Source organism: Candidatus Zixiibacteriota bacterium (assembly GCA_014728145.1).
Lineage (GTDB): Bacteria > Zixibacteria > MSB-5A5 > JAABVY01 > JAABVY01 > WJMC01.
Genome location: WJMC01000157.1, coordinates 1 through 21312 on the forward strand (window position 1 = coordinate 1; position 21312 = coordinate 21312).

General features: G+C 48.7%; 10 protein-coding genes. 9 read left to right on the forward strand and 1 reads right to left on the reverse strand.

The window, feature by feature from the left end; all coding sequences use genetic code 11:
• Nucleotides 1-2120: 2120 nt before the first annotated feature.
• The 9 genes from GF404_09325 to GF404_09365 all read left to right on the forward strand — a co-directional run bounded on the left by GF404_09325 (nucleotide 2121) and on the right by GF404_09365 (nucleotide 19259).
• Entirely contained in the window at nucleotides 2121-2744 is a 624-nt protein-coding gene (locus tag GF404_09325) for a T9SS type A sorting domain-containing protein (GenBank protein ID MBD3382384.1), read from the forward strand.
• A gap of 143 nt (nucleotides 2745-2887) precedes the next feature.
• Nucleotides 2888-5710: a hypothetical protein gene (locus GF404_09330; GenBank protein ID MBD3382385.1), complete on the forward strand. Its 2823-nt coding sequence runs from the start codon at nucleotides 2888-2890 to the stop codon at nucleotides 5708-5710.
• A 340-nt stretch (nucleotides 5711-6050) separates the two neighbouring features.
• On the forward strand, nucleotides 6051-9704 hold the full coding sequence (locus GF404_09335; protein MBD3382386.1) for a PAS domain S-box protein: 3654 nt from the start codon (nucleotides 6051-6053) through the stop codon (nucleotides 9702-9704).
• Between the two features lie 163 nt (nucleotides 9705-9867).
• Complete coding sequence (locus GF404_09340; protein MBD3382387.1) at nucleotides 9868-10437, forward strand: sigma-70 family RNA polymerase sigma factor; 570 nt, start codon at nucleotides 9868-9870, stop codon at nucleotides 10435-10437.
• Nucleotides 10438-10480: 43 nt separating this feature from the next.
• Nucleotides 10481-11065: a hypothetical protein gene (locus GF404_09345; GenBank protein ID MBD3382388.1), complete on the forward strand. Its 585-nt coding sequence runs from the start codon at nucleotides 10481-10483 to the stop codon at nucleotides 11063-11065.
• The gene (locus tag GF404_09350) at nucleotides 11062-13824 is read left to right on the forward strand and encodes a CHAT domain-containing protein (protein ID MBD3382389.1); all 2763 of its coding nucleotides are present in this window, start codon (nucleotides 11062-11064) and stop codon (nucleotides 13822-13824) included. The genes GF404_09345 and GF404_09350 overlap by 4 nt, the downstream gene beginning before the upstream one ends.
• Nucleotides 13825-13831: 7 nt before the next feature.
• A complete protein-coding gene (locus GF404_09355; GenBank protein MBD3382390.1) occupies nucleotides 13832-15718 on the forward strand; it encodes a S8 family serine peptidase in 1887 nt (628 codons plus the stop codon).
• A gap of 146 nt (nucleotides 15719-15864) precedes the next feature.
• The gene (locus tag GF404_09360; GenBank protein MBD3382391.1) at nucleotides 15865-18111 is read left to right on the forward strand and encodes a T9SS type A sorting domain-containing protein; all 2247 of its coding nucleotides are present in this window, start codon (nucleotides 15865-15867) and stop codon (nucleotides 18109-18111) included.
• Nucleotides 18112-18275: 164 nt separating this feature from the next.
• Nucleotides 18276-19259, forward strand: coding sequence for a general stress protein (locus tag GF404_09365; protein ID MBD3382392.1), 984 nt, complete (start codon nucleotides 18276-18278; stop codon nucleotides 19257-19259).
• Between the two features lie 76 nt (nucleotides 19260-19335).
• On the opposite strand, the gene GF404_09370 is transcribed toward GF404_09365, so the two are convergent.
• On the reverse strand, nucleotides 19336-21312 hold a 1977-nt coding region (locus GF404_09370; GenBank protein MBD3382393.1), incomplete at its 5' end, for an amino acid permease.

Consider the following 21312-nt stretch of genomic DNA (forward strand, 5'->3'; position numbering starts at 1 on the left):
ATCAATCCATCCGGAACTGTGTTTACACCGGATGATACCATTTCAGCCTTGGCGGCTGATTTGAGCTTCATTGAACTGCCCTCGCTCAATCGCTCTTACTGGATCATCAATCAGCCCTATGCCGGAAACTGGGCGGTCGGTGATGTTGATGCCGGCGGTGAGCAGGTTGTTATCAATGTCTATGGTGAAGCTGTCAATGCCGGCTTGAGTATAACCGATGTTCAGGTCGACGGCATGAATGTAACCGTAGAAGGTGTATTTAACGGTCAGGCCGGGCAGGTGGAACTCGCGTTTGGTCTGGACGAGGACCAGGAAGGTTACGACGGTGGGTATGTCAGTGAAGGCCTTCCGGTAGAGCCGGGTACGTTCTCGTTTACATTGGATGCTTCCGGATTTCCGGCTTCCAGTTACGGGCTCTTTGCGCGTGCTACGCAAAATGGCGAAACTATGGCGAGGACCTACTGGCCTGGATGGGTAGTGACTGAATCATCCACAGCACCATCACCGCCTACCGGGCTTAACTTGTGGTCAACCGATTCGACCGCCTATGCTTCATGGACACCTCCGGCGGACAGTGCGCTGGTCGATGGCTACATTGTATACTGGACTGATCTTCCGGAAGTCGATGCCTATGTGAACAATATGGCGGTCGGTCTCAAAACGACCGCGAGGATCGTTGACTTCGAGCCGGGTGAGACCCAGCGCTTCATGGTTCGTTCTCATGATGCCGACGGCAATGAGAGCGCGCCTTCGGAGTCTGTCCTGTTCACTTATGATCAGCCTTCACACAATGATCCGCCGGTGTTCACCAGCGTGCCCAGTGATCTCACGATCGTGGAGGAATTTTATGTCTACCATGCACAGGCAAATGATCCTGAAGATGGAGATTTGACTTTCAATCTGCTTCAGGGACCGGCCGGGATGACTGTCGATGCTGTTACCGGTGAGGTGACCTGGCAGGTACCCGCGGACGCCCAGGGCACGTATGATATCCAGCTTGAAGTCGCCGATCCGGAAGGCTTGACAGCGCAACAGGATTACCTGCTCTCGGTCAAGGGCTCTGCCGAGACCATACTGAGTATCAATTTTGATCGCAGGCATTTTGCCGGATTGGGGACGCCCGGCGTGTTGACGGTCAATTGCACAAAATGTAATCTCGATCCAATGGTGATTGACCGTATCCGTGTGGCGGTCGAAGGCGAATTCCAGAACCATACCATGAACTGGGAGATGGTCGAGACTTCTTCCAACTCAGGCATCTTCAAGACGGCATTTGCTTTCGGACGGCCGGAGGTGGCGCTCGATAATATCGTCCTGAATCCTTCAGAAGGTGAACTCTGGACGGCATCATTTGATAACGATGGTAAGAGTGTCCAAGCTTCAGCCATGTGGGCTTCGGCGGAGGAAATCGAAATTGATTTCGATCTCCTCGCGGAAACTGTCAATCTGAATTCGACCGATCGCTATGTGACCGCGAAAATCGAACTTCCAGAACCATATGATATCAGGCAGGTTGATATGCGCTCACTGAAACTCAACGGCAAACTCTCTGCCCTGGTCGATGATCCACCGGAGGAGGAAATTGTCGATGAAGATCATGACGGCTTGCCGGAACGTGTAATCCGCTTCGACCATGCCGGGTTCGTGGCCCTGGTCAATGACCAGCTCGGTCAGAGTGGACTGGATATGTTCAAGGCGGAAATCGATTTCGGTTTTATTCGACATAATACCACTCTCCGGGGTCACGGTATGGACACCATGAAAGTTGTTATGCCAAAACAGATGGAAAAGTAAGTGTAACTAACATGAGAAGATAAATATACAGTCAGGAGTATTCTATGCTGAATATATTTTCAATATCCGGCCGAAAGCTGTTTATGATCGCTTTCCTTCTGGTGTTGTTTTTTGCGGTCCAGATCGGAAGCGCGTCTATCCAGGAGGTCACGGTCGAATGCAGTGAGCACCAGTGCTTCATCATCGTCGAACCACAGATCGAATCCGCAGATGATCTGTCCGCTTATATCGATTCAGCCTACCAGCGGCTTCTTGCGGCTGATCGCGAGCAGGATGCCTATGCGGTAGTTACATTCTGCTCACCGTTGTCAATTAACGAACTCGAAATGCTTCTGCCGTACGATGAACATCATTCTGCGACAGTGCGCTATCTCGATAGATCGGGTAACGATGAAATTCTGAATTATCCATTGAATTATGATGAGATCAGCGATCGGGATTGGTTAAGCCTGGAGGACAGGGATGCGGAAGTGCTCGTTTCCGCCAGCCTGGCCACCTCGGTGGCTGAGCTGATTCGCCTGGCAGAGGACGCTCGGGTTTTGTGTGTAGATCCCGGACCGTTGCATCTTCTGGATGATTACAAGAACGCGGGTATGATCCTCAATCAGGATATTTATCTCGATTACAGAAGCTATGCAACCGTTAAGCTGGATGAAGATGATGTCCGGCCGGAAAGTTTTGCGCTGAAACAAAACTACCCGAACCCGTTTAATCCCCAAACTGAGATAAGCTATTCCCTTGAAGAAGAATCTGAAGTCAGCCTGGTGATCTACAATGTTGTCGGCCAGAAAGTGATTACCCTGGTCGAGGAAAAACAGCAGGCCGGCAGCCATACGATCAGGTTCGACGGCCTTGACAAGGATGGCAGGGAGGTCGCCTCCGGGATGTATTTCTATCGTTTGACCGTAGATGGGGTCTCAAAATCGCGCAAAATGATACTGATGAAATAATCTTCCGTACAGTCAAAAAATCCTGCCTGAGAATTTTCTCGGGCGGGATTCTTTTTTTATCAATAAAATCATTGACAGGGCGTTTATTTATGTACTTATTAGTGTAATATTGCATACATGAAATGGATTCATTCAGCTTGTTTATGAAAATTCTAACTACTTTCGGCCTGTTTCTCGCCCTGCTCATACCGGGATTGATCCGGTCCGAAACATATTATATTCCTGATGATTTTCCATCTATCAGCGACGCGTACAGCACTGTTACTGCAATAGATACGATCTGTCTCCGAGAAGGAAATTTCCATGATAATATATCAATCGGTTCCAAAGATATTACTATACTGTCGGAGTCAGGAAGCGAATATTCATACCTTCGTCCATTGGATTCGCTGGTCCCTGTGATTCACGGTTTTGGTGAGGAACTGCCACTCGGCGCTGTTTATATTCGCGGAATTACTTTTGACAGCACAGTTGTTACCCCGGCAATTGAGCTGACCAGGTTGTCAGCACCGGGACTTGTGGTGGATTCATGCAGATTTCTGGACAATTCCAGCAGTTTGATAATAAAACTGCGAGAGTCCGATTTTGATATGACCAACTGCCTGATGCGGGACAACAGCGGAAACCTGCTCGATCTCTTCTCTTTTGAAGGTGCCGGCGAAATCATAATGAGAAGCAATAGCTTTGTTGCCAATGACGGGCAGGTGTTGTTTCGTCTCTATGGTAGCGACTGTTATCTACATGATAATATCTTCGATTTGAATGTTTGCGACACCTGCTGTATTTTTGATGCCGATGGTTTGCTTACGGTCGATTCATGCCGCTGGTCGCAGAACTCCGTTTCTGCCTTACTTTGCCTTGATTATTGTCAGGCGGGTGTAAAAGTGTACGCTAACAATTTTATCGGCAATAGCTCGCTTTCTATCCTTGCGGCAAAAACTAGCGGTGGGATCTACCGAAAAAACCTGTTCGAAGATAACCAGGATGCGAACATCCTGAGTTTGACAGGACCGGTCAGTTTAACCAGAGTCGATTCTAACACTTTTACAGCAAACCAGGTCACCGCTCAGGCAAACCTGGTCCATATCGATTGTGGCGCAAATGATGAAGATATCGTGGTCAGTGATAATATCTTTGAAGATAACAGCTCGGATTCAGGCTCTATTGTCTATTTCCGGGCAGGTGGATTTTGTGATCAGGATGTACTGGGTAACAAGTTTCGTTATAATACCAGCGGTGGATCTTCGATATTGCGATTGATTACCGGGGCCGGTGATGTATGTGCAAACGTATTCGATTCCAACCAGGTCGCGTACGGTGCGATCATATCTTTCGATTCTTATCCGATGTTCGGGGTGCCGAGTTTCGATGAGAATATCCTGGCCTGCAACATTAATGACAGCGGATATGCCGTTGTATGGCTGAACTCCTGTCGCGAAGACTGCGTGTTAAAAAACAATTTGCTTTATAAAAACATTTTTTATGCTGATTTCGGCAATGCGCTGGCTGTAACGAACCCGGGCAAAGCGATCGTATGTACCAATAATTTGGTCGCGCAGAATGAAAACTGTTCAGGTATCAGCCTTGCACCTGATCCGAATTATACCGATTCAATAAAGTGCAATAACTCATGGGGGCATGCTGATTCCGACTACTCCGGTTTCAGCCCGGATTCCACAAATCTCTCGTGTGACCCGATGTTTTGCGATCCCGGTCCCGGCCAATATAGTGTAACTGACCAATCTTGTTGCCTGCCCGATAACAACCTGTGCGCTGATGTGATTGGACCGGTGGAAGCTGGATGCCTGTTTGCACAGATTACCGAGATCAATATCGAAGATGAGTCTTCCCTTTTGAACGTCATTGAGCATCAGCCGGTGTTTACATGGAGCGATTCTTCTTACACCGGTTTTTCACAGACCCGCTATGAAATCGAAATTGGTGAGGATTCAAACTGGCAGGTAGCTGAATTGTGGGATCCGCCTGTTACATATTCGACGGGTAGTTTAGCGGTTTATGAGGGATCACCGCTTTCCGATGGTCAGGCTTGCTGTCTGCGGCTCAGAATCGGCGATGATTCGAACTGGTCAGACTGGTGTCAGATTTCATTTCGTATGAATTCTCTTCCGGGCATCCCGCAACCATTGAATCCCCTCGATAGTGCCATTACCGGAACACAACCGGAGCTTTACCTGCTCAATTCAGGTGATCCTGATGGAGATACGCTGTTGTATGAATTCATTATATTCGATGATTTAGATCAGATCGTGATAGAAAGTCCGCTGGTCACGCAAGCGATAGATTCAACTTCATGGATCTGCACTCAGGCCCTGGAAGAAGACCAGAGGTACCATTGGCAGGCGCGATCTTACGATGGCTATGAAAAATCGTCCTGGTCTGATAAAAAGACCTTTTTTGTCAACTCGGTTAACACTGCCCCGGAGATGTTTGATTTGATATTTCCACCTGACTCGAACAACATCCCCTTGGCTGACTTGAACCCGGTGTTCAAGTGGACTTGTGCGCTCGATCCCGATCCTCTCGATACTGTCAGCTATACAGTCTATCTTTCCGAGGACAGCAGTTTCAATCAAGTCGTGCAATACTCTGATTACACGGATACTTTTGCTGTCCTGCCGGAATCTCTTAAGCCTGCATCTCACTACTGGTGGAAGGTGCGCGCGGTCGATCTTTTTCAAAATGAAAGCTGGTCTGTGAATTCAATGGACTTTTTTACTATTCAATGTGGCGATGTCAACCTGGATCGAGCGGTTGAAATCAGCGACGCGGTATATATAATCAATTACATATTTTTGGGTGGCGGAGAGCCTTCACCGCTTCAGTCTGCTGACGTCAACTGTGACTCCTCTGCTGACCTCAGCGACGCTTTTTATATCATCAATTTTATTTTTATGAGTGGTTCGCCTCCCTGCGACCTCGACTCCGATGGTGAATTTGACTGTTAAATTTCAGACCTGCTGAATCCTCAGGGATACCTTTGTTGAACCGGGTAGTTAAACCGTATAAAATACAAATTGACCTGCAATGGTAATTCTTTTATAATGTTGTTGAGCATTTTCATCTTAATGGCATGAATCGATAAGAATTCAGTACGATAATCCGATATTAATAATTAAGTGAATAGCTCTTGACCGTCTACCAATCTGGAACTTAAAAACAGCTATTTGGGGCATGTGCAGTATAGCATTTAGAGGTCAACATACCACTGTTCAAATTTTGCACTCAATTGCGTGAGTCGACTGATGCTAAGGAGCTGAGAATAGATAAACTATTTAGGAGTTGAGAGTGTCCGATTCCGAAGCCACTGATAAAAACGATCCTGCCAGGAATATGTGGTCTCGCAGTAAGATCTTATTCAATACGATTGCGCTGACCGCGGTCTCTGTTTTCCTGGTAGAATGGCTGTTGTACTCTGTTCTGGAGGATGTTTTCGCTGACTCTGTAATGGCAGGGATGGTGGTAAATAGTCTGAGCATAGTTTTTATATTTACCATTTCGGTTATATTCTTACTCAGAAAACTGCGCAATAAAAACATGCCTCAATCCACATTTGACACCTGTCTGGAGACTCACTTGAATTCGATAATCGATGTTTGCCCCGATGCGATCACGGTGGCTGACCTTGATGGGAATGTACTTGAGTGCAACCGGGCGGCCCTTGACCTGTTAAAGATTCAAAGTAAAAATGATTACATCGGACAGAACCTCTACAATTACATCAGTGAAGATTTGAAAAACAGTCTCACCGAGGATATCAAGCGTGTGCAGTCCTCCCAAAAACTCATCAGCCTCGATTACGAATTGATCCAAACCGACGGCACTCGTATCTTCGTTGATGTTTCCGCCAGCGTTTTGCGTGATAGCAATGGTAATCCATATGGTTTTATCGCAACCGGCCGGGATGTTACTGCTCGCAAAAAAGCGGAACGCGATTTGCATGAAAGCGAGGAACGTTTCAAGAAGCTGATCTCGGCGGCCCCGGTTTCGATTTTACTGGTACAGGATGGCAGATATGTTTTTGGCAACCACGCCAGCGCACGGATGCTGGGTTACGATCATCCCTCGCAAATAATTGGTCTAAGCGCGTTGGATACGATCGCCCCGGAGTGTCATCAGGCTATAATCGAACGAATGAAACAAGTCAAGTCCGGTTCGGCAAATAAATCGATGCAGCTTAAGATACAGCGACCTGACGGTGCATTCATCTGGTCTGAGTCGACCTCGGTGCCGATCAAGATCGATGGTAAGGACGCCGCGCTCGTGATCGGACGCGACATGACTGAGCAGAGAAAAGCCGAACAGAAAATCCGCGAGAGCGAACAGAAATATCGAACTCTTGTAGAAAAATCCCTGCAGGGTGTAATCATCGCCCAGGATAATCCTATCAGGCTGAGTTTCGCCAACCAGGCGATTGCCGATATGGTTGGTTACAGCGTAGAGGAACTGGTATCCATGTCGCCTGAAAAGCTGAGTTGCCTTATCCATGAGGATGACCGTGAGGAATTTCTAGGCAATTTCAGAAAACGCCTGGCTGGAGAACAGCTCGCACCGATCAGAGAATACAGGTTTATAGACCGTTCCGGGCAGGTACGCTGGATTGAAAGTTACAGCAACCTGATTGACTATAACGGCGAAAAGGCGACCCTGACGGTCTTTGTTGATATAACCGAGAGAAAAAAAGCGGAATCCGAACTGAGGTTGAATTCCCTCGTGCTGGACCAGATCCAGGATCGCGTCACGATCACCGATCTGAAAGGTCGAATTACTTATGTTAATGAAGCAGAGGTAAGAACTCTCGGCTACCCGAAAGAAAAACTTATCGGCAGTTCAGTGGAAATTTATGGTGAAGACCCGGAGCAGGGTGCCAGCCAGAGTGAGATCGTCGAGGAAACATTAAAGCACGGTTTTTGGCGGGGTGAAATCGTAAACTACACCAGCGATGGAAAAGAGATCATCCTTGACTGCAGAACCCAGGTTGTACATGATGAGAATGACAGAGTTGTCGCTTTGTGTGGTATCTCGACTGACATCACCAAGAGGAAACAAACTGAAGAAGCCCTGCGTGACTCCGAGTTCCTTCTGAATGAAACCGGCGATATCGCGAGAGTCGGAGGCTGGGAAGTTGACCTCAAAACCAACGAGTTGAAATGGACAAAAACCACTCGTCTGATTCATGAAGTTGAGGATGATTTTAAACCGAACATAAAAAATGGAACTGAATTCTATGAGCCTGAATACCGTCCGATAATCACCCGTGCTGTTCGTGATGCGATTGCAAAAAATAAATCATTCGATCTGGAATTGCAGTTGAAAACCGCAAAGGAGAAGCGCATATGGGTGAGGACGATTGGCAAGCCGGAATTCATTGACGGCAAATGCCTGCGAGTCAGGGGGATCTTCCAGGACATCACCGAACGCAAAAATGCGGAATTGAAACTCCGTGCCAGCGAGGAAAAGCTGGCAAGCTATATATCCCTCGCTCCCGACGGCATCTTTGTTGTCGATGATTCCGGGCGGTATATCGATGTTAACAATGCGGCTATACTCTTGACCGGCTACTCCAAAGACGAGTTGCTGAACATGACGATCTCTGATCTCGCTCATCCGGATTTCGAGAAAAACGGAATCGAATCATTCCAGGAACTCAAGAAAAACGGCCATGTCAATGCTGAAATATGCATACTGACAAAGAGTGGAACCGAACTCTGGGCCTCGATGGATGGGGTCCGTTTGACCGATAACAGCTTCATGGCATTTTGCGCGGATATTACCGAGACCAAGCGCTTGCGCGAACTCGAAGCGCGCGCCCAGAGACTGGAGACAGCCGGAACATTTGCCGGGCAGATTGCTCACGATTTTAACAACTTGCTGGGACCGTTGATTGCTTATCCAGAACTGATGCGTTGCGAACTTCCGCGCAACCATACGGTTCTAACCTATCTCCACGATATCGAAATGTCTGCCAGGCGCATGGCCGATATCAATCAACAACTGCTGACCCTGGGGCGCCGGGGGCATTACAGCCATGACATCATTAATCTCAATGAAGTTGTGCTGCAGGCTGTAAGGGAAGCGCGTATTGACTCAGCCACAGTCAAATGCCGGCTCGAACTCGCTGATGATCTTATGAATATCAAGGGCGGTTTTGCCCAGATCCACCGGGTAATATCTAATTTGCTGAGCAATGCCCGCGATGCTATCGGAGATATCGGAACTATAACCGTAAAAACCGAGAACTTTTACGCCGATGATGTCAGCATCGCTTTCGGCCAGGTGCCACGGGGTGAATTTATCAAGCTTACTATTTCTGATGATGGTTGCGGTATACCCGAGAATCTGGTCGACCGAGTCTTCGATCCGTTTGTGACTTCGAAAAAAACTGACCGCGAACGCGGTTCCGGACTGGGGCTCAGTATCGTTGATGCGGTCATGAAAGACCACGAGGGTTTTGTTGATCTCGAGACAAAAACAGGCCAGGGAACTTCGTTTTATCTCTACTTCCCGGTTTCGCGCGAAAGCAGGGGAGATGAATCCGAGGCGGAAATTCAGGGTGGAAACGAGAAAATCATGATTATCGATGACGATCGTGTCCAGCGTGATGTGACCTCGAAACTGCTTAAAAAACTCGGTTACAGCGTAAGCGAGGTCGAATGCGGTGAAAAAGCGATCGAGATCCTGAAATCAGAGCGTTTTGACTTATTGATTCTTGACATGGTTATGCCTCCGGGTATAGACGGCGCGGAGACCTACGAACGTGTAATCGACATACAGCCTGACCAGAAAGCGATTATAATGTCCGGTTTTTCGGAAACGGAGCGTGTTATCAAAGCCCAGAAGCTGGGAGTTGGCGCTTTTATAAAAAAACCTGTCACGCTTAAAACTCTGGCTTCTGCGATCCGTACAGAACTGAATAGAAAGCGCAAAAAGGCTTATACTTGAGCTAAACAGCTTATCTTAAATTACAGATTGTACAATTTTTTGTATTTTTTCACGGTTATATCCACACTGTTATTAATAAGCTTGTAATTGCGGAGGACTATTTTTATCTTTTTGGTACTGCAAATGAGAAAGTGATGATAGAAAAGGTGAATAGCTTTTCCGCATGAAGCAATCATCCCGAATTACGCTGACAAATCTTATACGCAAGTGCAGTTCCGGTGATCAATCTGCGTGGCATGAGCTGATCGATTTAATTGCACCCCTGATATTTTCGATCTGCCACAAGAGCCGTCTCTCCCGGGACGAGAGTTTCGACATTTACGGGCAGGTCTGCCTGGAACTGCTGAAATCGATTGATTCCATATCGGATCCGAAAAAAATCTATGCGTTTGTCTCGACAATCACGCGCAGGCAGATTTACGCGTACTACAACTCATTGAAATTTAACGAGTTCATTGAAAACAAAGATGTCCTTGACGATGGCTCGGATGGTATTTCAGCCGAATCATTTTACCTCAGGATAAAAAACCGTGAGCTACTGTCCGAAGCGCTGGAAAGCCTGCCGATAAAGGAATCCAAATTGCTGAAACTGCTGTTTCTGGACAGGCGCGGGTTATCCTACCGGGAGATATCAAAATACTTAAATATACCTGAATCTTCGATCGGACCGACCCGCTCCAGGGCGCTGGAAAAACTGTATCGTAAGTTGAAGGGTAAAATGAAACCGATTTAGGTATTTTTTAAGATCGAAAATTACACTTTATATAGAGGTAAGTATGTCAATTGATACTGAAAAATTTGAACGCCTGCAGAAATATCTTTCCGGCCGGATGAATTCAAAGGAGCGAAAAGCTTTTGAAAAGGAGCTCGTGGCAGATCAGGTGCTGGCCGATATGGCAGATTTTTTGAAGGCTGAGAAATCCGGTAGTTTGGATCACAGCTTCGAATATCTTCGCCAGGCCGCCCATAGCCTGCTCGATCGCCAGCTAATTGAGCTTGAACAAGCCGAACGTGATAATCGGCGGGCTGTAACACTGTTTGATTCTAAACTTCTGCCATTGCCGGAGGGAGTGCGCCCGGCAACTGTCGATACCCGTCGTTTGCGCTATAAACTCGGACAGAGCTACCTGGATATTTCAATCTACCCGATCTCATTGCATTCATTTGAAATGATCGGGCAGTTGAGCGATCGGGATGAAGATCAAAGGCTGTCTATTAAGCTGGTCGGCGATGTCGGCCGGTTCGAAGTTGAGGCGAATCAGTTTGCCATGTTCCGCTTTGAAAAGATTTTAGCGGACAGCTACGAGATGACGATCAGATCCGGTAGTGAAATTTTGGGCCGTCTGATTATCGAATTATGAGTGAAATACAAAAAATACCGAAATTCAGGACAGCAGAGGAATTCCGTGCCTTTTTGAATGAGAGCTTTGAAGGTGATCCAGGTCGATTGCTCAAAGCGATCAACACAAGCGTAAATAATTATCTGCGCAGTGACCTTGTGAAAGCTGATGATTACCTGAAGAAAGCTTCAGGATTAAAGAAGTTCTTTCCTCCCGCGTACAGGCCGCAACTGGAAGCAATCGAAGCTCGTATAGAGCACTGGAAGGGCAACAGCATAAGGGCTCGAAGTCTGTATCTAAAGGCGATTGATAAGATGGTGGCGGCCCGGGAATTCGAGCAGGCCGCGAAAACCCGCCTGGGGCTGTTGGACGTCCATATGTACCTGGGGGAGTATGACAGGGCGTTCAGAACCGGGCGGAAGGCGTTACGTTATTTCCACAGTAAGAAGAACCAAAACCTTATTGCAAGGCTGTTGACCAACCTGGGAAATATCTATCATCGCCAGGACCGCAATCGTATGGCTCTGCGTTATTACGACCGTGCCCGCAAAATCTTCATGAATGTCGGCGGGCCGGCTTTGGCGCTGGTTGAATTCAACCGGGCAAATATCTGCATGAACCTGAACCGTCTTGACGAGGCCGAAAAATTGTATGAAGAAGCGGCTGAAATCTTCTCCGAACACAACCAGCAACTTGCGGTCGCCAAGGCCAGATATTCTCTGGCGTATGTATATTTTCTGCGCGAGAAATTCTCCCACAGCCTGCGCCTGTTCGAACAGGTCTATTCTGAATTTAAGCGTCTTGGTGATGAGAAATCGGCCGATGTCACCCTTCTGGATATGGCTGAAATCGATATTGACCTGAACCAGTACACGAATGCTGTGACCCAGGCTGAACAGGTGATCGAAAGATTCGACCGGACGGGTATGAAGTATGAAAAAGCCAAAGCCTCCTTCTTTGCCGGAAAGGCATTGATGAAAACAGGCGATTACAAACCGGCACGCAATCGTCTCAGGACAGCCGAACGGCTGTTTGAAAAGCAGGCTAATTACCTCTGGCAGGGGATCGCGAAAATGCAGTTGAGCCGCCTTGAACTGGCGGAAAACAAATTCGTCCGGAGTCACAACACGGCCGATAAAGCGCGCAAGCTGTTTGTGAGGGCGGATGACAACCGTCGGATTGTCGATGCGGAAATAATGCTGACCGAAATTATGTTCAGGTCCGGGAAGTCAAATCCTGCCTGTGGAAAAGCTACCGCACTTCTCAAAAAGAATTTACTTGAATACCAGAAGCATATCCTGAACAAACTACTTGGAGAACATTTTCTACAGCGTGAGGATTACAGTCAGGCTCTCAGGTATTTCCGCAAGGCTATCGCGCAGACAGAGAAAAGCCTTGTGGGCATGTATCCCGATGAAATCCGGTTTTTCTATACACTGGATAAATATGATGTTTATCTCAACTCTGTTGAATGCCTTCTGAAGCTGGGGCGCACTCGCCAGTCGTTTCTTCAACAGTCCCGCGCTTTGAGCCTGATAAACCTCAGAAATATCAGTCCCGCCCGGCTTAAAAAGCAGGTGCCTGAAAAATATTTGGTCGAGCGCGACCGACTCAGAAGTCGTCTAAAACAATTGATGACACCTCCTTCCGCCGATCGCCGAGCTGTCGGCGACTCAAGAGAACTTCGTAAAATTGACCGTGGCCTGTGGCGCAATGAGCGGGCTATCCGGTCATTTTTGTATCCGTCGAAAAACGACGCGGAATCGAAGTCCGGTTCGGATTTCGATCCCCACAAATACCTGCGTTCAAATGAGGTTTTGATAAGCTACCTGCTGGTAGGTAACGATGTCGGCGCGTTTTGTGTCAGGCGGGACTCGACTCGTTTTGTCGATTGCGGTATCAGCCGTAAAGCCTTCAATTCAATATTGCGCGAACTCCATTTCCTGTGCGAAAAATCTGTTCATTATCCGCTTGGAGATTCGGGACCTGTCCGGGTAATGAATCATTTCCTGCACGTTCTCAACGAACACCTGGTCGAAAAAATGCAGCTCGATTCCGGTATCGACAGGCTCTTGATCATGGCTGACGGTATCTTCGGGCAGGTGCCGTTTTCGGCCTTGACCGACGAGGATGGACGCAGTTTGTGGCAGAGATACAGCCTGGTAAACCTGGTAAATCCCGACGACCTGGCAAGTCGCGGAAAAAAGCTGTCATCGGCCAGACTTGGCAGGAGCGCGGTATTCACCGCCCGGGCCGAATCGTTGCCAATGGCTCAACTCGAGGGGGAGATTATTCATAAAGCTTTTCCCACCTCTAAGACTTACACCGGCGAAAGGGCGACACTTTTCAACCTCAAGCATGAACTTAAAAGATCAAAGGGATTTGTGCATATCGCCTCGCACGCCTCACGTGATTCCGAAAATCCGCTGTTCTCTCGAATTTTGTTTGGCGACGGCCCGTTCTTTCCCTTCGATCTGTTCGGGGTGGAAATCAATTCCGAGCTTGTTTGTCTGTCCGGATGTCAGACCGCTGCGCCGGGATTGAATTATGGCGGATCATTCAGCCTGGCACGCGCTTTTTACCAGGCCGGTGCACGTTACGTTCTGGCCTCTTTGTGGCCATTATCCGATAAAATCAGTATGATGTTCATGAAAGAGTTTTATACCGCGCTAAGTAATGAGCCGGACATTCATCGTGCTTATTACAGGGCACTCGACAAAATAAATAGTATAAATTCAAACCCAGCTTTCTGGAGCCCCTTTGTACTTCTGGGAGTATAATCGTTAGATGGAGATAGATGCTATGAGAAAACTTCTTTTTAAAACACCGCTGTTACTATCATTGATTATTTTAATTCTTTTGACGGCTGGAAAGGCCCGGGCCGATGCCTTTCAGGCCTGTGGTGTGATTGTTCAAATCGACGACTGCACCTTGTTCGTGCCTGATTTTAATCCCAACTTCAAACTCTCACTCGATGATTACGGTGGTTTTCCTGTCGGTGATTCAGTTTGTGTCATCGGCGACCTGGTCATGGACTGCGATTCCGCCTGCGGTCCCGCGGTCGGGTGTGTTTACAATGCCGTTCTCGAAAGCGATACGATCTTTTATTTCCCTTTCCAGGGCTACGGCGTGCTTCAACAGGGAACCGGATGCCTGGTATTTGATCCGGGCGGAGTTTACGAACTGTTTTCACTCGATAACTACGGTGATTTCGGGGCCGGTGATACGGTCTTTGTAAGAGGATGGACATCCTGGGAAATCCCGTCCGGCTGTCCCGAAGCCGAAGGCCATATCTATTACAACACCATTACGCTGGCGAATCTGCCCGGCGTGCCTGTGCCCGGAAATATTGTTTTGCAACTCGAGGAAGGCATCGAACTCGACTCTGTAATTGCCAATCTCGATATCCAGATTCTGGACAGTATCGCCAACCACAGTATTTACCTGGTCGATCTCGTGGACACAACCACGATGGATTCGGTCTTTCAGTTTTTGTGGGCTAACCCGCAGGTCAAATTCGCGGAAATGAACCTTGAAAGCGGTTCACCGGAAGTTTTGCAAATGAGCATGTCGTTTCCTGATGAATACGCGCCTCCTCTCGATGTCGATTACAGTCCCGAGGAGTATTACGACCAGAATGCGCTCGACGCGATCGGAAGGGACTCCGCTCTGACTCTGGCTGATGGATCGGGCAAAGTAGTTGCGATAATTGACAACGGTCTTGATTTCAATCATCCACTATTCGATTATGTGGATTTGAAACCGGGTTATGATTTCTACAACGAGGATGCCGATCCTTCTGAAGATTCCGGTACTGCTCTCGGCCATGGAACGTTCATTGCCGGTCTGGTCAGTCTGACCGCACCCGGGTCGCAGATAATGCCGATAAAGGCACTCAACGAAAACGGGGTCGGGTCGACATTCGACCTGGCCGAGGCTATTTACTATGCTATCGACAGCGGAGCCCACGTTATCAACATGAGTTTCGGTATGTCAGATTACACAGAACTTATGGCGATCGCCTGCAGCAGCGCTGTTTCAAGCGGGATAACGATAGTTGCCGCGGGAGGTAACTCATCGCAGGAAATTCCGGTATATCCCGCCGCGTTGCCACAGGTCATCGCAGTCTCGGCCATAGATTCACTCGATCAACCGGCAGACTTTACTAACTACGGTGCCTTCATAGATATCTGCGCGCCGGGGGTTGACCTGTACAGCGCGTTGTCTGGCGATTACGACTGGGGAAACTGGAGCGGTACTTCGTTTGCCGCCGCCTTTGTAACTGCCGCCTGTGCTATGGCGATTGAAGTAAACCCTGATCTTACTCCGCAGGAAATGGAGATACTGTTGAGGATGACTGCGGAAACGAATCTTCAGAGCGGTACGATCTTCCCGCCGGATCCATATTACGCTTATGGTCGTCTGGATATTGCCCAGGCTGTAACATCGGCCTCGGGAAGCGGTCAGCCGGGTGATTGTGGCGATGCCAATTCCGACGGGTTTGTGGATGTCAGCGATGCTGTGTTTATTATCAACTACGCTTTTATCCCGGGCAGTCCCGCGCCCGATCCGCTTGAGGCGGCCGACACTAACTGTGATCAAACTGTGGATATCTCAGATGCGGTCGCGTTGATCAGTTTCGCATTTTCCGGTCAGGATATCTGCTGTCCCTGATTAATAGACTTAATTATTACAACCCCGCTGTCAGACGGCGGGGTTTTTTGTTGAAATGTCAATTTGATGTATTTTATCGGGCTCGTTTTCCTACCTGTATTATAGAAATCTGAAAACATACGATTCACAAACAGAGGAGGTTGTACGTGAAAAAAGCATTCGTTCCGCTTTTAACCTGTCTAATGATTCTTGTCGCTTCCGCGTCGCTTTTGGCCGATGGCAACCAGGGTCAGAACTTTGGTAAACCGGGGCTTACCGCAAATGATCGTCCGATTGGAGAAAACGATGGGATGTCTGTGGTCGATAACGTGACCAATACGTTAAATGATCTGGCCCAGGATATCCAGACCGCGGCTACCGGCGATATCAGCATGGGCATGTCAGATTCGGGCTGTGTGACCGTCGATCTGGTTTTGGATGATACCGTTAGCGCGGATAACGGCGCGGCCTGGGTTGATGGTTCCTTTGAAATGACCAACTGCGCTTCCGAAGCGGCCGAAATCCTGCTTACGTTTGAACTGGCGATGGATATGAACGGCATGGTTGACACGATAATTAAGGTCACTGACGTACCGGTTTATCTACCGGCCGGGGCCACTGTCAGCCATGATTTCACATTGCATTTTCCACCGTTCGAGGCTGTTTATACGCTCTGTGTGAGCGCAAACAGCAATGGCTTTATTGCCGAGGACTGTGAAACGGTCGTGGTCACTGGCATGAGCTTCCCGGGCATTCCTTTTTATGCCTGCGGGGTGCTTTACCAGGGAGTGGATTGTCTTTTGTTTGCGCCGATGGGTGCGCATGGTTTAAAATTTGAGCTTGAAAATTATGGCGATTTCGTGGCCGGCGACTCGGTCTGTGTCGATGGTCTGATGCAGTTTAACTGTGACTCTCCCTGTAGCGAGGCCGTCGGATGCATTGTCGACAATGAAATCGAAGCTTACGATGGTATCCCGGATGGGATCCCCTTCGAGGGTGTCGGAATTCTGGTGGAGGACAGCACCTGTCTCTATTTCAGCCCGATGGGACCGAACCATCAGTTCGTGCTCGACAACTACGGCGGCTTTGCTTCCGGCGATACTGTATTCGTGACCGGTACGCTGATCTATGATTGCGTCACTTCCTGTGTCAATGCTGACGGATGCATTGTCGATAACACCATCGAAGCTGTCGAACCTCCACCGGTTCACTATTCAGGTTGCGGGGTTCTTGTTGAAGGTCTATATTGCACCCTCTTTAAGCCGTTTGGAAGCCAGGGCGATTTCTTTGCTCTCGAAAATTACGGCGACTTCGTGGCAGGTGATTCCGTCTGTATCCAGGGATTATTTGGTGATAACTGCGATCCCGTCTGTATCGATGAAGCAACTGCCTGTGTCGACAGTAACACGATCGCGCCGTTTGATTCTCCCGATATTGATACTATCATGGCCTGCGGTGTACTCGTACAGGGTACTGACTGCGTGCTGTTCTCACCCTTCGGGGGAATCCCGCAGTTATTCGCTCTCGATAACTATGGTGATTTCACAGTCGGCGATTCGGTCTGCGTCGAAGGGATGATCGATATCGACTGTGTGACCGATTGCAGTGATGCCGATGCCTGCGTTACCGAAAACATGATTTCGCCATTTAACGATCCGGGTCCCGGCCCGAATCCATTTTATGCCTGCGGTGTTCTGACCCAGGGCACAGATTGCGTTCTCTTCACTCCACTGGGTGACAGCCTGGGCATTATGTTCGCCTTGGATAACTATGGTGATTTCACAGTCGGCGATTCGGTCTGTGTCGATGGTTTCGTCGACTATAACTGCGATACCGATTGCAGTGATGCCGACGCCTGCGTTACCGAAAACATGATTTCGCCGTTTAACGATCCGGGTCCCGATCCAGAATTCATGGCTTGTGGATATTTAGTTGATATCAACGGCTGTCTGTTGTTTGATCCGTACGGCGGTGGCCCCATGGGCGACAGCCTGTATGCTGAACTGGATGACTATGGAATCTATGGTGCCGGCGATTCAGTCTGTGTGTACGGCACTATCGATCCGGAATGCATACCGGCCTGTCCCGAAGCGATGATCTGCGTGATTGTCGAGAGCATTGTCGGCTCGTCAATGCCGGATTCATCCATGACAGTCGAACTCGAAACACACAACTATCCGAACCCGTTCAACCCGTCGACTGAAATCGAATTCAGCCTGAATCGTGCTTCTGATGTCAAACTGGAAGTCTTCAATATCACCGGCCAGAAAGTCGAAGTCCTCATCGATGGTCGTCTCGAGGCTGGATTGCACAGGATCAACTGGGATGGTTCGGCTTACAGTTCAGGAATTTATCTCTATCGTCTGCAGGCCTCCGACCAGGTCGTCTCGCATAAGATGATACTGATGAAATAACCACCTTATAGCACTATCGCGTGTGTGGGGATAGGCTCTTCGAGCCTGTCCCCTTTTTTTTTCTTTCTCGATCGTTTAAATTTTATTGAAACCTGTCAGGCTATGCTTCATTGTATATAATATAATGGCTGTTTACATTGTTGTAATCCCAAAGGAGTGGTAGCATGGAAAAGCTGAAAGTGAATCCGTTGAAGATTGAAGTCAGTCGAATCGGCCTGGGATCGTGGTCGATCGGAGGCTGGATGTGGGGTGGTTCCGATGATCGCGATGCGGTCAAGACTGTAATCGGAGCGCTCGAGAAAGGGATCAATTTGATAGATACCGCTCCGATCTACGGCTTCGGTCACGCCGAAAAAATTGTGGGTGAAGCCCTCTCCCAGTTCGGCCATCGCGAGGAGATCATTGTATCGACTAAATGTGCTCTCGAATGGGATGAAGATGAAAATGTCAAACGCAACTCCTCGCGCGAACGGATCCTTAAAGAAGTCGACGATTCACTTTCGAGGCTGGGCGTGGATTACCTGGATGTATATTTCATCCACTGGCCGGATAAAGAAGTCGCTTTCGAAGAAACCGCGGAGACGATGAAAGAGCTGTTCGACCAGGGTAAGATACGTGCTATCGGTGTGAGCAATTACGATATTGCCCAGATGGATGCTTTCCGCAGGGTTGCCCCGCTTCACTTCCTTCAGCCTCCCTATAATATCTTCGAACGTGGAATCGAAGAGGATCTGGTACCGTATTGCCTCAAAAACAATATCGCCCTGATGACTTACGGTTCTCTCTGTCGTGGATTGCTTTCCGGCAAGATCGATTCATCTACTGAATTTCATGGTGATGATTTACGCAAAGTCGACCCTAAGTTTCAGGGGGAGCGTTTCAAGCAGTATCTGCAGGCGGTCGATAGCCTGGAAAAATACGCGCGTGAGAAATATCAAAAACATGTGATTCATCTGGCACTGCGCTGGCTGATCGATGTCGGGATCGAGGTAAGCCTGCTGGGAGCCCGCAAACCGCATCATCTGGATATACTGGATGAGATCGATGATTTCAAGTTGATGCCGGCCGATCTCGAACGGATTCGCCAGATTACCGAAGAAACGATTACCGATCCGGTCGGCCCGGAATTTATGGCTCCTCCCGAATAAAAACGAAGCGGAAGCCCTATTGGAGCGAATATTTAATAGAGTCGCTTGTTGTTGAATTATTTGCGCTCGTCTGTTTCTATCCAAATATTTTCTTGATGATCGATTTGACCGCGCCTTCGTAGCGTTTGACGACCAGCACTGATGTCGGTGAGTAACGGGCAACTTTTTCCGGGATCTCCCCGAACAAAACTTTCTGGAACATCGGCTCCCGGGCGGCACCAATGATCAACAGGTCATAGTCCCGACCCGCTTTGGCGATTCCTCCGGCAATCGATTTGGATTCTATGATCTTTGATTGGACATCTTTCGCCTGAGATATTCTTTCCTTGGTTGTCTGCATGAAATTGCGACCATTCTCACGATCTATCTCAGGAGCATCGGGATTGACCACATAGCTCAGAGTCAGCTTCATGTCGTTATGATCAATGAACCCATCGAGCACATCAGCCGCCAGAAGGGCATGAGGTCCTCCCGCTGTCGGGAACAGGCATTTCTCGAATCTTTTCTTTTCACCGATTTTCAGAAGCAGAAGATCGCAGGGAGCCATCCTGACAACCTTGTCTGTGATCTCGCCAAATATTCGATCGCGGGCGCGGGCATGACCTTTCCAACCCATTACCAGCGACTCGGCCCGATGTTGTTCGATCGAAGCCAGGATGCCATCAGCTACATTGTGGGCTATGATCAAGTCGGTCTCGATTCCGATCTTATTTTCCGCGGCAATTTTTTGTGCTTTGTTCAAAAGCGGTGTTTTATGGTTGGCGAAACGCATCCCCTCATGAATCGGCATTTGCCTGGGAACATCGACCACTGAAATCGCTATCAATCTGCTTTCACGACGGCGTGTTTCCGAGATCGCCAGGTTCATCAGCGTTTCCACGTTATCCGGATTGTGCAGAGCGACCAGTACCGAGGGAACTATATCCGATGGTCCCGCCGCCCGACGGGGCATCAGCACCTGTGGAACGAGTTCGGCTGAACGTTTCTCGAATACAGCGTAGTACAAAAGCAGGCCGACCGCAACCCAGCCGATTGTTACAAACCATGCGATCGGTTGAAACTTGAATTGGTACAGTGCCAAAAATATGTTCAGCAAGAACCCGAGCACCGGGATCACGGGGTACAGCGGTACTTTGTATTTACGTGGAATTTCCGGATGTTTTCTTCTCAATACGATAACTGCCAGATTGACCAAGGCGAAACTGAGCAGAAAAATAAGGCTGGCAGCTGATCCCACTGCCTCGATCGGCAAGGTCAATGCCATCGTCACCAGGATTATACCGGTTACGAAAATAGCCACATGCGGTGTACGCGTTTTGACGTTAATTGTGGCCATCTTTTTAGGGAGCCAGAGATCGCGACCCATTGAGAATGCCACCCGTGAGGCGGCCATAACTGTCGCGTTCAATGCGGACATAGTTGACAGCAGACCGCCGAATACGATCACCGCAACCCCGAAAGCGGGCATGAATCCTTCGGCCGCGCGTACTATCGCGGTCTCCTTGAACTTGCCGAGAAACTGCCATCCGGGCAGACCATCGGGATTGACCGCTCCCAGCGAAACGAATAGGATCAGCAAATAAATCAGCACGGTCATGCCGAGAGCGATAAAGGTCGCTCGCGGGATGTTCTTTTCCGGCTGTTTAATCTCCTCTGCAACAGTGGCGATCAGGTCATAGCCTTCAAAGGCTATGAAGGTCAGGCCCATGGCGACAATCACGCCCCCCAGCCCGGTCGGGAAGAAGGGGGTAAAGCTCTCCATCGCCTCGGTCGGTTGCTCCATAATCTTTCTCAAACCGTAGAAGATGAAAACTGCCAGTACAATGATTTTGGAGATTGTCAGGATATTTTCGGTCTTGCCGGTAACCTCGGCACCGCGAACGTTCAACCAGGTAAACATCACTCCGATCAAAAAGGTAATCGCCAGGACGGCCTGTTCTGGTCCCACTATGCTGTACAGGCTTTCGGTCAGGCCGGGCACATATTTGTGAAAAAACTCCCAGAAATATCCGGCAAATCCGAGTGCATAGAGACTGCAGGCAACGGTATATGC